The organism is Paraburkholderia phenazinium (assembly GCF_900141745.1).
Classification (GTDB): Bacteria; Pseudomonadota; Gammaproteobacteria; order Burkholderiales; family Burkholderiaceae; genus Paraburkholderia; species Paraburkholderia phenazinium_B.
Window position 1 is genome coordinate 2,714,286 of the sequence record NZ_FSRM01000002.1, and the last position, 13,946, is coordinate 2,728,231.

At 62.3% G+C, this 13,946-nt stretch carries 13 protein-coding genes; 4 read left to right on the top strand and 9 right to left on the bottom strand.

What is annotated here, in order from left to right; translation table 11 throughout:
• Positions 1-70: 70 nt before the first annotated feature.
• From tagF to BUS06_RS32040, 3 genes are all read right to left on the bottom strand, one after another.
• Positions 71-1,063 (bottom strand): type VI secretion system-associated protein TagF, encoded by a 993-nt coding sequence (tagF, locus tag BUS06_RS32030; protein WP_074268319.1) that lies wholly within the window; start codon positions 1,061-1,063, stop codon positions 71-73.
• Entirely contained in the window at positions 1,060-4,995 is a 3,936-nt protein-coding gene (tssM, locus tag BUS06_RS32035) for a type VI secretion system membrane subunit TssM (protein ID WP_074268320.1), read from the bottom strand. Before tssM ends, tagF begins: the two co-directional genes overlap by 4 nt.
• Positions 4,996-5,225: 230 nt before the next feature.
• Positions 5,226-6,068 carry a M15 family metallopeptidase gene (locus tag BUS06_RS32040; RefSeq protein WP_074268321.1) on the bottom strand — a complete coding sequence of 281 codons (843 nt, stop codon included), beginning with the start codon at positions 6,066-6,068 and terminating at the stop codon, positions 5,226-5,228.
• 126 nt (positions 6,069-6,194) lie between these two features.
• On the opposite strand from BUS06_RS32040, the gene BUS06_RS32045 reads away from it, so the two are divergent.
• Positions 6,195-7,166 carry a hypothetical protein gene (locus BUS06_RS32045; RefSeq protein ID WP_074268322.1) on the top strand — a complete coding sequence of 324 codons (972 nt, stop codon included), beginning with the start codon at positions 6,195-6,197 and terminating at the stop codon, positions 7,164-7,166.
• 107 nt (positions 7,167-7,273) lie between these two features.
• Here BUS06_RS32045 and BUS06_RS32050 read toward each other — a convergent pair whose 3' ends face one another.
• On the bottom strand, positions 7,274-8,227 hold the full coding sequence (locus BUS06_RS32050; protein WP_074268323.1) for a LysR family transcriptional regulator: 954 nt from the start codon (positions 8,225-8,227) through the stop codon (positions 7,274-7,276).
• A 240-nt stretch (positions 8,228-8,467) separates the two neighbouring features.
• The gene (locus BUS06_RS32055; RefSeq protein WP_074268324.1) at positions 8,468-9,520 is read right to left on the bottom strand and encodes an NAD(P)-dependent alcohol dehydrogenase; all 1,053 of its coding nucleotides are present in this window, start codon (positions 9,518-9,520) and stop codon (positions 8,468-8,470) included.
• Between the two features lie 331 nt (positions 9,521-9,851).
• On the opposite strand from BUS06_RS32055, the gene BUS06_RS32065 reads away from it, so the two are divergent.
• The gene (locus BUS06_RS32065) at positions 9,852-10,820 is read left to right on the top strand and encodes an AraC family transcriptional regulator (protein ID WP_074268326.1); all 969 of its coding nucleotides are present in this window, start codon (positions 9,852-9,854) and stop codon (positions 10,818-10,820) included.
• A gap of 20 nt (positions 10,821-10,840) precedes the next feature.
• Here BUS06_RS32065 and BUS06_RS32070 read toward each other — a convergent pair whose 3' ends face one another.
• Both BUS06_RS32070 and BUS06_RS32075 read right to left on the bottom strand, forming a co-directional pair.
• Positions 10,841-11,233: a VOC family protein gene (locus tag BUS06_RS32070; RefSeq protein ID WP_074268327.1), complete on the bottom strand. Its 393-nt coding sequence runs from the start codon at positions 11,231-11,233 to the stop codon at positions 10,841-10,843.
• A 69-nt stretch (positions 11,234-11,302) separates the two neighbouring features.
• Positions 11,303-11,488 carry a DUF3563 family protein gene (locus BUS06_RS32075; RefSeq protein WP_074268328.1) on the bottom strand — a complete coding sequence of 62 codons (186 nt, stop codon included), beginning with the start codon at positions 11,486-11,488 and terminating at the stop codon, positions 11,303-11,305.
• A gap of 274 nt (positions 11,489-11,762) precedes the next feature.
• Between BUS06_RS32075 and BUS06_RS32080 the strand changes: the two genes are divergently transcribed.
• A complete protein-coding gene (locus BUS06_RS32080) occupies positions 11,763-12,773 on the top strand; it encodes an alpha/beta hydrolase (RefSeq protein ID WP_254369017.1) in 1,011 nt (336 codons plus the stop codon).
• Between the two features lie 21 nt (positions 12,774-12,794).
• Positions 12,795-13,457 carry a MarC family protein gene (locus tag BUS06_RS32085; protein WP_074268329.1) on the top strand — a complete coding sequence of 221 codons (663 nt, stop codon included), beginning with the start codon at positions 12,795-12,797 and terminating at the stop codon, positions 13,455-13,457.
• Here the strand turns inward: BUS06_RS32085 and BUS06_RS32090 are convergent.
• Together BUS06_RS32090 and BUS06_RS37985 are read right to left on the bottom strand one after the other, a co-directional pair.
• On the bottom strand, positions 13,425-13,661 hold the full coding sequence (locus BUS06_RS32090; protein WP_074268330.1) for a hypothetical protein: 237 nt from the start codon (positions 13,659-13,661) through the stop codon (positions 13,425-13,427). The two genes, BUS06_RS32085 and BUS06_RS32090, sit on opposite strands and share 33 nt — an antisense overlap.
• A 1-nt stretch (position 13,662) precedes the next feature.
• Positions 13,663-13,836: a hypothetical protein gene (locus tag BUS06_RS37985; protein ID WP_167379452.1), complete on the bottom strand. Its 174-nt coding sequence runs from the start codon at positions 13,834-13,836 to the stop codon at positions 13,663-13,665.
• Between the last annotated feature and the right edge of the window lie 110 nt (positions 13,837-13,946).

Below are 13,946 nucleotides of genomic sequence, written 5' to 3' on the forward strand. Positions count from 1 at the left end.
AACCGCGCGCGCGTGGCTCAAGAAGCGCGCCGGCGACATCGTCAAACGATCGGTTTTGGCAGGCATCGTCTTACTCCCCGGCGAAGGCTTCACGGAACGTGTCGATGCTGACGCGCAGCGACAGTTGCGGTTGGTCGAGGTAACTGACGAGCTTGCTGATCCCATGGTCGTTTTGTGCGTGATCGTCGATCCACTCGGGGTCGTCGATATCGATGTTATGTGCGGCGTAAGCCTGCGGGTCGACCACGCTATGCAGCGTCTTCGCCGAGGCGCCGTTAAAGCCGATCACGAGCCGCTCGCGCTGCGCCAGCGTGCCGATGAAAATCGCGAGTTCGAAATCGGCGCGCGAGACAAACGGCGCGATCAGTTCGAGCCAGAACGCGGCCACGAGGCTGCGATAGAACGGATCGTTCGGCAGCGGCAGCGTCAGCCCGCGTTCGAGATGCGACGAGCCGCTGTTCATCACCGGCCGCAGCAGCGAGCCGAGCGCCAGCATCGCGCCGCGCAGCCGCACCGGATGGCCGCTTGCCAGCAACATCTGTTCGAGGCCGGCGAGGGTCTGGTGCTCGACGAAATCGTTGAAGGTGCCGTCGTGCGGATTGTCCGGGCCACCGCCCACCTCGATCGGCACCTGCGTCTCGCCCAGCGCCTGCAATGCGCCGGCAGGCTCGCTCGGGCTCAATAGCGGCCGCATCTGCGCTGCCACCCGCGACCACAGCCGCGCAAACGCGAGCGGGCTGCGGGCCAGGAACGTCAGCGGCTTTTCGACTTCGAGCGCGGTTGCGGCAAGAAACGGAAAGCGACGCGACGACTGGTCGTGGCTCGCCATCATGTGTCCGGCAATCGCCAGCTTGCTGCGCGAGCCGAGGAAGGCGAAGTGCAACGGCTTGGCGCCTTCGTAGACGATCTTCCAGCGCGGATCGTCGGTGAGCAGCTCCATCGCTTCGGCGATCCAGCGGTCCAGCGTTTGCAGCAATTGCGGGTTATGCGCGCTCTTGACAAAGTCGCCGCGCGACGGAATCTTGCCGAAGTAGGCGATTTGCGCCTGTACGGTTTGCGTCATTGCGCACCCCCTGTATTCGAGTTCGCAGTCACAGCGGCATTCGGGTTCGCTTGCAGCGCGGCGGAACCGTTCGCCGAGGCCGGCGCGGGCGAACTGCCGCCTCCTGCCGGGCCGGCGGCTCCGGACGCGCCGGTCTGCGTGGCGTTGACCGAATTCGCCGCCGCGCTCACATCCGCCACCGAGGACGGCAGATGCAGGCCGCGCAGGCTTTGCTGCTGTGGCGCGTCGCCACTGCCGCTCGACGGCTGCGAGGTGCTGATGATGCGCATGCTCACCGCCACGGTCACGTTGCCCTGCGTCCACGACAGATCGAACGTGCCGTCCGGCTGGCGTTTGCGCTGCGCCGAGTTGATCAGCTTCTCCAGACCGTAGCGTCCCGGCTCGTTGACGAACTGGATCGTGCGGCCGTCGAAGGTGGTCGCGGACAGCGTCGCCCCCGGCGAGCCGGACGGATTCGGCCAGACAAAGTTGGTCCACTGGGGCGGCGTGTTGCGGTAGCGCAGCTGCTGGCCATCGATCGCCAACGTGTACTCCGTCGTGCCGGTGCTTGGCTGCGGCAGGATCTGGAACACGGTCTGCGGTCCGGCCGCACCACTGCCTTGAGCCGCGCCGCTGGCAGCGCCGCCGGAGAGCGGGGCGACCCAGCGCGCGAAGCCGCTCGTGAAGTCAGGCGTCAGCGCGAGACCCATGTCGCCCCATGTGCGGGCCGTGAGCGTGTCGCCGCGGCGCACTGCGAGCGGCCCAAGCGTCGTGCCGACAAACTTCGCGACCGAGCCATCGGGACCGAACACCTGGGCGATTTCATCCGCGCCGGCTTCCACCTTGGCGTCGCCAGCGAACGGATACTTGTTCGCGAGCGAGCTCTGGAACGGCTGATACACCTGCGCATTCCACACCTTGTTCACTTCGACGCTAGCCGGCTGGATCACCACCGCGAACGCCTGCATCAGCGGACGCACCAGCAGCGGACGCAGCGACCTGCGTTGCGAATCGGTCAGGCCCGTCAGCATCTGCTCGTCGACATACTTCAGCGAATCGGCCAGCTCGGAGCCGTTGCCGTCGAGCGTCTGCTGCATCAACTGACGCGCACCCGGTCCCGGATCGCCCTGGTTCTTGATCACGTTAAAGCGGGTGCGAACCTTGGACAGCGTGTCCATATAGCCCTGCAGCATCGATCCGTTGTCCTGCTTGACCACGATCCGGCCGAGTGCCGAGAACTCCTGGCCAATCGGCCCCATCGGCAATTCAACCGGGTTGCCGTTGATGTCGATGTTCGCGTTGATCTGGCCCACCGGCGACGACGTCCCACGGTTGAACAGCTGCTTGAACCAGCTCGTGACGCCGGTCTGCGCGCCCTTCACGCCAGCGCTGAAGAGCGACGGGTTGTCCCACGAAGTCTGGTCGTAAGCGGTGTCGAGCACCTTGCGGATCGGCGAGTCCTGCGGGTCGCCCAGGCGGTTCATTGCCTCCACGGCCTGGTTGAAGGTGCCGAAGTTCTGCACCGCGATGCCCTGCATGAACTTCTCCCAGTGCATCGCGTACTCGGTCTTGTACATCGCCACCAGCGCTTTCTGGATCTGCTCCGGACTGCCTTCGAGCGTCAGGTCGTCATGCGCCGAGGTATTGAGCACCCAGTCCTTCGCCTGCAGTTCCTTGGTCGCGGCGTCACGGATCGCCGGCTGCACGTACTGGAACCATGCATCCCGCGTGAACGTACCGGGGATTGCATAGCTGCCGGCAATCAGGCTGGTGTTGTTGTCGCCCACAATGCGGGCGATCGTCATCGGCGCGAAGCGGGTCGAGGCGCGCGCCTTGATCTCTTCGTACACGCGCTGGCGGGCCGGCATGCCGCGCACCACACGGCGCAGGTTCTCGCGCGTCTGGTCGACGAGCGAAAGATTCTGGTCGATCATCGGCCAGTCGTCGTCCGAGACGCGCGACAGGTAGAAGGTAATCATGCGTTCGGCGCTGCGAATCATCTCGTCGCGCGGCATGTTGCCCCGGTTGGTTTCGAGCCAGCCACGCCAGAAGCGCGCCACCTGATCGGTCAGGTGGGCCGTTTCGACGTGGCGCTTGTCGCCGAGCATCAGGTAGGTCTTGAGCGCGTTGTAGGCGTCTTCCACGTTGGTGGGGGAGGCGTCGCTATACAGGCCGCCCTGGCTCGTCGCCACCATGGCGGAGGCGTGCGACGACACGGGCACCGCACCGGAGTCCGGCGTGCGCGTCATCGGCGAGAGCTGCTCCGGATGCGTGTTGACGTCTTTCAGGAAGCCTTCGAGATTCTGCGCCACCGGGTTCAGCATGATCTGCCGCACGCCGTTGTAGTACTCCGTCAACAGATGCTGCTCGAGACGGTCGCCCTGGTAGAGACCGAGCGAAACTTCCAGCGGCCGGTCGCGACGGAACTGTTCGAGCTGGTCGATGCGGTCCTCGAGAATATCCATGGCCTCGAGGCGCGATTGCAGGTCGTTGCGGTTCTGCTGCAGACGCACCACGTTGTCGAGGTCGGCCTGTACGTTCGAGGCGAGCTGCTGGTTGTTGACCGTCGACCATGTCCAGCCTCCCAGCGCCAGCGCGAGCACGGCAACGAAGGCGAAGAACGTCCCATAACGCATACGCGTCTTGGCGGGGCTGGCAAACTGCTTGACCGTTTGCCGGTCGGCAAAAATGACCTTGGAGAACAGGTCGCGCAGGAAAAAGCCGTTCTTCGAAAACGCGCTGCTCGGTTTGGGGATGCTGCCTGAATCGAGCCCGAAGCGGGTGGCAATGCGCTGTGCCGCGGCGCTGTTGGTTTCGCCTTCCTGCAGCGCGCTCGTGAAGTAGAAGCCGCGGAAAATCGGCTTGTACTGGAACGGATTGGTTTCGAACAGCGTGGCAAGGAACGAGCGCAACGCGGGCTTGATCGTGGAGAATTCGAGCGGAAAGCTCAGTTGCCCCGGCGAGAGCTTGTTGCCGCGGCTGATCGACATCTGCGCGACGCTGATCTCTTTCAGGCCGTCGTACAGCTCCTCGAAGCGCTCGTCGAACTGGGCCACGACATCGCGCTTCTCGTCCGGCTCGTAGGGCAGCGTTGCGCCCCACACACGGTCGTACTCCTGGCGCTCGCTGCCGCTGAAGAATTCGGTGAAGCCCGTGATCAGGTCGGTCTTCGTAAACATCACGTACACCGGCGCGAACACCTCGAGCTTCTCGGTCAGTTCCTGCACGCGCTGGCGCAGATTTTTTGCCAGGTTGATGGCGAATTCCGGCCGGCTGCTGGTCAGCTCGGCAATGCTTGCCGTCACGATGATGCCGTTGATCGGCGCCTTCGGACGATGGCGCTTGAGCAGGCTCAGAAAGCCCAGCCATTCCGTGCGGTCTTCCTCATGCACCGAATAGCGGCCTGCCGTGTCGAGCAGAATGCCTTCAGTGGTGAAGAACCAGTCGCAGTTCCGTGTGCCGCCAATCCCGTGGATGACGGCGTTGTTCTTGTCGGCGAACGGGAACTGCAGGCCCGAGTTCAGCACGGCGCTGCTTTTGCCGGCCGCCGGATTGCCGATCACGATGTACCACGGCAATTCGTACAGCGCCGCGCCGCCCGAGACCTGACCGATCTTCGAGGTCTTGATGGTTTTCACGGCATCCACGAGGCGCGTGCGCAGCGCGTCGAGTTCCGCCTGACGGGCGGGCGTCGCCGCCGGACCGCCCTCGGTCTGCTTCTCCGCCTGCTGCTCGAGCATGTCGCCGAGCTTGCGGTTGGCGCGCCGCGCCGCGAGCCGGCGCCACAGCCACACCACGAACAGCAGCGCCAGCACGGCGCCCAGCGCGACGGCCGGCCACAACGGATCGATCTGGAAGGTGTCGGCGGCGATGAACAGCACGGCAGCGAGCGCGAGCAACCCGATGATCGAGAGCGTGCGAGAGTGGGTCAGCACTTTGAAGATGCGTTGCATAGGCCGGTCAGGTCTGGATGTTATGGGTAGCGTGCGGTAGGACGATCAGCGGAGCGCATGGGCGGGCGTCGGCTAGTGTGGTGGTGATGCGTGCTGCATGAAGGGCGGTGCGGCGCGGGTTTGCGACGTGCCTGACGCGGTAATCACCGTGCCACGTGGATCGGTCTTTTCGCCGAGAAGAATAAATGAACGCCCCATGCCCAACCCCATTATTTGCCGCTTGATGCCACTTAATGCCGCCCGAGTACGAAGCCGGGTTTGTGATATTCGACGTGCCCCAGATCCATCAATTTCCACCGGCCTCCCCATACCAGACCGCATTGTTCCGCGGTCTGTCCGTATAACTGATAGCCTCGCATGGCCCAGGGATCTTTTTCTGAAATGACAAGCTTGCCGTCACGTAAAAATGCATTGTCCGCGGCTAGCCCGTATTGGTGATAGCTCTGAAATGCGGCAGCATTGGTAACGTTTCCTCCCATTTGCGCCAGACGGTTTTGCCGCTCCGGGCTGCGATAGCCTTCCAGTAAAGCCATTTCATAACCGTATTGCTCGTGCATGATTTTGTAGACGAGCAATAAACGGGTTCTAAAGTCGGCATCGAGCAAATTCCAGTCGCGACTGGCATCCTGTAGCGCTGGGCGAACCTGCTCCACTTCCTGTGTTGCAAAAACCTCTGGCGGCAATGCTGGTGGCGGGACGAGCTGCTCGCCGTTAAGGAGCGCGGCAATTTTCTCGTCGGGAACGCGTACGGTGTCGTCATACTGAAATAATTGACGACCGCGCAGTGCGATCGCGACCAATGGCGGCGTCGCAAGAATACCTGCGGTCGTTAAAATCAGCAAGCGTCGCTTCACCAGTAAATTTTGCATATCGATTGCTGTCGATTGCGAAAATTTTGCCGAGCGAGTTAATTGGCCGCGTGCACGCGCAGCGCTATAAGATGCATTGCGCATAAATCGGCCTTGTAAATCACGCACAATGTTAAATATTGAAGATCGCACTGATGGCAATAGCAGCATGGCTGCGATCAGCACCGCGATGGCGAAATAAGCGACGAGAACGACGGCAATCAATGGAATCCCCGGAAATTTGGAAACAATTGTATTTTGTAATGCTTGCTCTTAGAATCAGGCCTGCTCGAAGTCGAGCCGAAACGGTATTATCACGGCGAAATAAACCAGGATTCAATGAGACAGTGAATGAGTGCGCCGGACAGCTCGAATTCCAAAGCCCCGCCTAGCCTGCTTGCCGACACGGCAAAAGGCTCGCAAGCCAATGGTTCGCGGATTCTCGCGAACCTCGAAGGCCGCGTCGAACCGCCCACAGACAAGCCTCGCCGTTCCAAAGCGCCTGCCGTGCTGGTGGCGTTGCTGGTGATCGCCGCGGGCGGCTGGGGCGCGTGGCACGTGCAGCAGCGTGGCCATGGCGAACATCCACAGGTAGCCGCATCGCCAGCGCCTGCGGCTACCCAGACGGCTGCGGCGCCCGCCGGCGCCAGCATCGCCAGCATGGCCAGTGGCGCGCAGGTGAGCGCGAAAGCTGTGCCTGCGGAGGCGGCCTCTGCCTCGCAAGCGGCGACCATCGTCGCCGATGACAGCGATAACAAGGATTCCAAACTTTCTGCGGATGCGGCAGCTTCGGCCGCCAGCGGCGTGGACGACAGCAACCGTCTGTCACGGGCGCTTGCGAATGGCGCGGAAGCGAGCGGAACATCGGCTCCGCTCGCGGAAGCCGCCAGGGGCGCGAAGCCGGCTGCGACAGCGGCAAATCACGCGGCGCCGCATCACGAACGCGAAACGGTCGCAGCGCACGCAAAGCACGAACACGACGTGGCGAGCAATCATCACGCGAGTGCGGTTGCGGTGGCGCAGGAGAAAAAAGACAAGCAGCATCCCGCCCATAACACCACGGTAGCGAAGGACGATCCGGATGCCGATCTGCTGGCGGCGCTCGTTGCGCGCACCAAGCCGGCGGCCACGAAACCCGGCGTGAATGGTGCGACGACCAAGGTCAGCGCATCGACCGGCGACCCGCAGCTTGCGGAGCGTGTGAAGGAGTGCGGCACACGCGGCTTCTTCGAAGACCAGTTGTGCCGCTGGCGCGTCTGCGACGGCCACTGGGGCAAGGATCCTGCCTGCCCAGGAGCGGCGCCGGCGAAGCCGCAGCAGTAGAACCTCGCAGCGAGACTTCGCTGTAAAACCTGATACATAGAACATGGCCCCAAGGCTCGACGAGAGCCTTGGGGCCATGTGCATTTTTCAGGGATGCACCCAGGTCCTCAAGCCGGATGCAATCCGCGCAACAGCTGCCGTACCCGCGACATGTCCTGATCGACGTGCTCAGCCTGCTCGAAGAGCACGGCCAGCCAGTCGACAAAGGCCCGTACACGCGGTGAGACGCGCCGGCTCTTCACATAAGCCACTGACACCGACATCGGCACCGGCTTCCATTGCGGCAGGACCTCGCGCAAGCGCCCTGAATCGAGGTATGGCTGCGCCGCGATGCGGGCCGGCTGGATCAGCCCGAGCCCTTGCAGGCCACAGGCCAGATAGGCCTGTTCGTCGTTGACCTTGACGAAGCCATCCACCTTCACGTTCAGCGCGCTATCGCCAACCTCGAAGTCGAAGTTCACTGCGCGGCCGTTATGACCCATGCAGTTGACGGCGACGTGATGCGCGAGATCGTCGAGATCGGCGGGTACGCCGTAGCGCTCGAGGTAGTCGGGGCTCGCGCAGGTCACGTGTTCGAGCGTGCCCAGGCGTCGCGCCACCAACCCGGAATCGGGCAACTCGCCGAGCTGGATGCTGCAATCCACCGCTTCGCCAACCAGATCGACCGTGCGATTGCTGACGCCAATCGCGAGATCGATGTTCGGATAGCGCTCGTGAAAATCGTCGAGTGCGGGCAAGACCAGCGCAGTGGCCAGCGCGCCTGGCATTTCGACACGCAGACGGCCGCTCAGCTGATCGGTCGAATGACGCAGGCTCGCTTCCATTTCGTCGATGTCGGCGAGGATCTGCATGCAACGTTCGTAGTACGCAGCACCTTCGGGGGTCAGGCTGAGCCGCCGCGTAGTGCGCACCAGCAGTGCGGTGCCGAGCAGCGCTTCGAGATTCTGAACCAGCGTTGTTGCCGTGGCGCGCGGCATATCCAGCGATTCCGCGGCACGCGTGAAACTATTGGTATCGACGATACGGATAAAAGTGCGCATCGCCTGAATACGGTCAATCACGGGCAATCTCCTGTTCAAACAGTAAACAAACAGCAAACACGCGGGACAATCCGGACTAAGGACGTACAGCCAACGTACCTCGTCCGTGGGGGAGGCGCGTCGGCAGACAATGCGAGGCGGGAGCAGGGCAGGCCGCCGCGAGTGGCGCGGCCTGTGCGTCACGCGCGACGGGTGTTGAACCCGCCTGCGTGACGACCTGTGGAACTACCGGGGTAAAACGTGAAACAAGCCGACCGGCAGTTACTTCCGGAGCGAATCGAGATCGATCACAAAGCGATACTTCACATCGCTCTTCAACATCCGCTCATACGCATCGTTAATCTGTTGCATCGGAATCACTTCGATGTCCGATGTAATGCCGTGCTCTCCGCAGAAATCGAGCATTTCCTGGGTTTCAGCAATCCCGCCAATCAGCGAACCCGCCAGACGCCGGCGCTTCATGATCAGGTTGAACACCTGCGGCGACGGGTGATCGTGTTCCGGCGCGCCGACCAGAGCCATCGTGCCGTCGCGGCGCAGCAGATTCAGGAACGGGTTCAGGTCATGCTGGGCTGCCACGGTGTTGACGATGAGATCGAAGCTGTTCACATGCGCTTCCATCTCTTCCGGATTTTTCGAAATCACGACTTCGTCTGCACCAAGACGTTTCGCGTCTTCGACCTTCGACTGCGAGGTCGTGAACAGCACCACGTGGGCACCCATCGCATGCGCGAGCTTGACGCCCATGTGGCCGAGTCCGCCGAGGCCGACAATGCCGACCTTCTTGCCGGGACCCGCACCCCATGTGCGCAGCGGCGAGTAGAGGGTGATACCTGCGCACAACAGCGGCGCCGTGCCGGCCGGGTCGAGATTTTTCGGCACGCTCAGCACGAAGTCTTCGTCCACGACCAGTTGGGTTGAATAGCCGCCCAGCGTGATGTCGCCGGTGATGCGGTCCGCACCGTTGTACGTACCGACCCAGCCGTTTTCGCAATACTGTTCGAGTCCTTCCTCGCAACTCGGGCAGGTACGGCACGAGTCGACGAGGCAGCCTACGCCGACGAGGTCACCGACCTTGTGGCGCGTGACGCCGGCACCGACGGCGGTCACCCGGCCGACGATCTCGTGACCCGGCACGACCGGATAAATCGAGTTCTTCCACTCGTTGCGGGCCTGATGCAGATCCGAATGGCACACGCCGCAAAACAGGACTTCCATCTGCACGTCATGCTCGCGCAATTCCCGGCGCTGAAATTCGAATGGGGCGAGCTTCGATTGCGCGTCGCTCGCAGCATAGGCGTAAGTCGTGGTCATGAGTGCTCCTGCAAATGGATGGGGTTGCACAAGGCGCCGGCGGTAGCGACACGCGGTCGCTGAAGCGGCTGAACCTCGAATTGAACCGGATCACGTTGGCTTTCCACAGGGGCCAGCGGGTTGCCGCAGGTCGTCGCGGCTGGCTGGTTATCTGCGAGGGCAGCGTGGGCAAACGGGTGATCCGGCAGGGTTCCCATCGTAGGCGGCGGGAAGCACCTGGGGAATACCTGAATATCTCGAAGGTTTGCCTAATTCTCTGGAGCGCGAGCGCTATAGGCCGTTTGATGCTAAATTTCAAGCCTTATTCTCTGCTGAATCAATAGGCACTGTCATGCAAACGACTCAAACGCCCCGCGTAGCCATTAGTCCGGCCCAGCAGCGCATGGTCGAGCTCTTCGATGTTCTGGCGCCGTCTGTCGGCTTCACGCCTTCATGCCTGGACGGCGTGAAGTTCATGCGCGCGAACCGGCCGATGCCGCGCATGCCGGTACTCTACGAGCCGAGCATCGTGATCGTCTGCCAGGGGCGCAAACGCGGCTATCTGGGTGAGAAGACGTATTTATACGACGCGCAGCAATATCTGGTGCTGTCCGTGCCGCTGCCGTTCGAGTGCGAGACGGAGGCGAGTCCGGAGGAGCCGTTCCTCGGCATCTCGGTGCGGGTGGACCTGACGGTGGTCGCGGAGTTGCTGATGGCCTTGAACGAAACCCACGGCACGGCGCACACCGAACCGCGCGGCATCTATTCGACACCTCTGGATCCGGTCATGAGCAATGCGGTGCAGCGTCTGCTCGAAGCGCTCGCTTCACCGCTCGACGCGCGAATTCTGGCGCCTGCCATCATGCGCGAGATTTGCTACCGCGTGCTGACTGGCGAGCAGGGCGACGCAATCCGCGCGGCGCTCACGCATCAGCATCACTTCGGGCGCATCGCCAAGGCGTTGCGGCGCATTCATGCGGATTATCAGGGCGAACTCGACGTCGATACGCTGGCGCGTGAAGCAGGCATGAGCCTCGCGGTATTTCACGCGCAGTTCAAGGGCGTGACGGCGACCTCGCCGATGCAGTATGTCAAGACCACGCGGCTGCATCACGCACGCCTCCTGATGGTGCAGGACGGTTTGAACGCGGGCGCGGCGGCGGCGCGGGTCGGCTATGAAAGCGCGTCGCAGTTCAGCCGCGAGTTCAAGCGTCTGTTCGGCCTGAGTCCGGTGGATGAAGTGAAACGCATGCGCGGAGTGATGGAATCGCCGCCGCCACGCGTGATGCCGACGCCGGAGAGGTATGTGACGGCCGTGTGAGCGCGGCGGGGCGACGCGCTTTATTCCGGTTCGTGGCGGCACACACAAAGCTTGTTGCCGTCCGGATCGCGAAAGTAGGCGCCGTAATAGTGCTCGTGATACTGCGGTCGCAAGCCGGGCGGCCCTTCGCACGAACCGCCGTGGGCGAGGGCAATGGCATGCGCGCGGTCGACACTGGTACGCGCCGGCGCCAGTAGCGCGAGCATCTGACCATTGCCGGGGCTGGCCGGATTGCCGTCGTAGGGACGGCTGATCACGAATAGCGGCCGGGGCTGGTCTGCCCGCATCCAGCCGGCCCAGCCGCGTTGTTCGTCGCGGAATTTGAGCTTGAGGCCCAGCGAGTCCAGCAACGGGGCGTAGAAACCAAAGGCGCGTTCGAAGTCGGTAATGCCGACGAATACGTGAGACAACATCCCGTTCGCTCCTCTCGTGTAGACATGTGATTGGCCTGCGTGACGTGGTACGCCACGGCAGGTATTGAATCACGCTTTCCACTCTTGCGGTGTGCTGGACGAATACAGCGTGAACGGATGATGGCTCGTTTCGACGACGTGCATGCGGTGTTCGAGATCGACAAAATCGGCTGATGACGCCAGATACGTGTCGCGTTGTTGCTCTTGGGTGTGGACAAACAACGCGCTGAGTCGCTTTGCAAGGTTGGCGAACATGATGGGCTCCAGTCTTTAACGTGAGTGCGACGTTTCGGATTCCGATCCAGTTCGTCGCCGAGGTTGCGGCGCGCGGTCCGGATTCGTCTGGAATCACAGCACCGCTTGTCGATAGACCCGATCGTAGACGCGAAGAATGAGCCGAAAATGAGCGGCAGCAGGGCTCAAATGGGAGGCCGAGGGTGCGACGCGTGTCGCAGGCAGGTTCGTAATTCGTGGCTCAGTTTGTCTCGCCACAATGCCGTCACACGAATCCACTGCCGACGGAGTCATCATGAATGTTCCGGATTACCAACCGATCACGTCCTCGCAACGCGTCCAGAGCGAAGCCAATCCTCGCCGCGCCGAGAGCTGGCAGGCCGCCTGGGTGCGCCGCGCGATTCCCCTCGTAATGGCGTTGCGTTTCGGCTCCAGCCGACGCCCCGCGCCTGACGTCCATGCCCTCCGACAGCGTGCGCATCGATACTCGTGGCCAACCCGTTTCGCGGCGAGGCTGCTTTACCCGAGGACGCGCCGGCATCCCGACTTTCATCTGGAGGGCGAGTGGATCAGACCGGAGACGGCCGCCGCGGCTCATACAGAGACTGTCGTGCTGTTTCTGCATGGCGGTGCGTATTATTTCGGCTCGCCTGCGACGCATCGAGCCGTCACCCGCGAGCTGGCGCATGCATCTGGCTCAGCCGTATTTGCGCTGGACTACAGTCTCGCGCCTGAACATCCATTTCCTGCTGCGCTGGAAGATACCCTGCATGCGTACCGCACGCTGCTTGCACGCGGGATTTCACCGGGTTCGATCGTGTTTGCCGGCGATTCGGCCGGAGGCGGGCTAGCGTTGGCTGCGCTGGTAGCGTTGCGCGATGCGGGTGAACCGTTGCCCGCTGGTGCAGTACTGCTGTCGCCGTGGGCCGATCTGACGACGATCTGGCGTGCGAAGCACAACGTGTTGTCGATGAATCGCACCGCCATGGAAATGGCCGCAAAGATGTATCTGCAGAACGCAAGACTGTTCGAGACCCTGGCGTCGCCCGCGCGCGCAAAACTGCATGGGTTGCCGCCGGTCCACATTCAGACCAGCGATTCCGAGGGTTTGAACGCGGACGCACACGAACTCGCCGCCAAACTGCAACGCGAAGGGACGTGGGTGGAGTTCGCAGAATGGCATGCGATGCCGCACGCGTGGCATTGCTTTTCGCCGTTCGTGCCCGAAGCGCGAACCGCTCTGGCACAGGCAGCCGTGTTTATGCGCGGCTGTTGGGTAAAATCCGTCCACGATACGAGCACCTAACCTGCCCACCGGACGCCCACCATGCTTCATGAACTGACCCGAACCATCCTGGTGATCGTCGCCGCGCTCTTTCCCATCATCAATCCGCCGGCGGCGGCGTTCATCATCCTGAGCATGGTGCCGCATGCGTCGCCGGCGCAGCGCGCGGAACTGGCGCGACGCATCGCGATTAACAGCTTCGTGATCCTGCTGGCATCGCTATCGATCGGGGCCTACCTGTTGTCGTTTCTCGGGATTTCCATTGCGGTGTTGCGCGTCGCTGGTGGGCTCATCATTGCAATGGCCGGCTGGAATCTGTTGCAGTCGTCCGGGGACGAGCCTGAAGAGGCACAACCGGATCCGATGACCGGAAGCGACCCGACACTACGTGTAAAGGCTTTTTATCCGCTGACTTTGCCCGTGACCGTCGGTCCCGGTTCGATTTCCGTTGCGATTGCTCTGGGTACCGGCTCGCCGCGAGAGGGCTTGCAGCCAGTCCATTTCATTGGGGTGGGTGTCGCTTTGGGACTGCTTTGCGTCAGCATTTACCTGTGCGTGCGCTTTGCCGGCAACGTCGAGCGGCTGCTGGGTCCGTCGGGTACGCAGGTCGCGATGCGACTGTTTGCCTTCGCGATTTTTTGTATCGGTGTGCAGATCTTGTGGCTCGGGTTATCAGACCTGATCAACTCGTTGCATCTGCATTGATCGGCCGGTTGCGCGGCGTTGGATAAAACGCCGGAGGCCCACTTTGGCGACTTCGACCAGAATCAGGAAAATCGAGCCGGTCGCCGCAGCGCCGGCCACGGCCAGTGAGATGTCGAACAGCCATTCGAACAGCGCAACCATGATGTCCTCTGCAGGTGTAAGTGGATCGGATTCGCTAGCCTGATTGATCAACGAGGCGGCCATCTCAAACGCCACTGGCCATGGCGAGCATCAGATAGGGCAACAATTCGTCGTACGTGGCGGGTTGTTCGGTGGCCGTTGTGTCGTTTTCGGGCGCGCGGACCGGTTTAACAGGCTGAACCGCGGCTTCGGCATAAGTGGCGCTCGCGGTGGCAGGGTGGTTGAAAAGCGGAAACATGATGAACATCCTCTCGGTCGGATCAGGCGAATCGTTGATTCGGATGACCTATCTTCGTGGATGAAAATGAGGCGAAAATGAGCGTGATACCCGAGCTTGTGCCGTCTGGC

Coding starts and splice junctions, on each gene's coding strand:
- BUS06_RS32075 (WP_074268328.1), bottom strand. CDS start 11,488: ATGTTCGCCAACCTTGCAAAGCGACTCAGCGCGTTGTTTGTCCACACC.
- tagF (WP_074268319.1), bottom strand. CDS start 1,063: ATGACGCAAACCGTACAGGCGCAAATCGCCTACTTCGGCAAGATTCCG.
- BUS06_RS32090 (WP_074268330.1), bottom strand. CDS start 13,661: ATGGCCGCCTCGTTGATCAATCAGGCTAGCGAATCCGATCCACTTACA.
- BUS06_RS32045 (WP_074268322.1), top strand. CDS start 6,195: ATGAGTGCGCCGGACAGCTCGAATTCCAAAGCCCCGCCTAGCCTGCTT.
- BUS06_RS32085 (WP_074268329.1), top strand. CDS start 12,795: ATGCTTCATGAACTGACCCGAACCATCCTGGTGATCGTCGCCGCGCTC.
- BUS06_RS32070 (WP_074268327.1), bottom strand. CDS start 11,233: ATGTTGTCTCACGTATTCGTCGGCATTACCGACTTCGAACGCGCCTTT.
- BUS06_RS32065 (WP_074268326.1), top strand. CDS start 9,852: ATGCAAACGACTCAAACGCCCCGCGTAGCCATTAGTCCGGCCCAGCAG.
- tssM (WP_074268320.1), bottom strand. CDS start 4,995: ATGCAACGCATCTTCAAAGTGCTGACCCACTCTCGCACGCTCTCGATC.
- BUS06_RS32080 (WP_254369017.1), top strand. CDS start 11,763: ATGAATGTTCCGGATTACCAACCGATCACGTCCTCGCAACGCGTCCAG.
- BUS06_RS32055 (WP_074268324.1), bottom strand. CDS start 9,520: ATGACCACGACTTACGCCTATGCTGCGAGCGACGCGCAATCGAAGCTC.
- BUS06_RS37985 (WP_167379452.1), bottom strand. CDS start 13,836: ATGTTTCCGCTTTTCAACCACCCTGCCACCGCGAGCGCCACTTATGCC.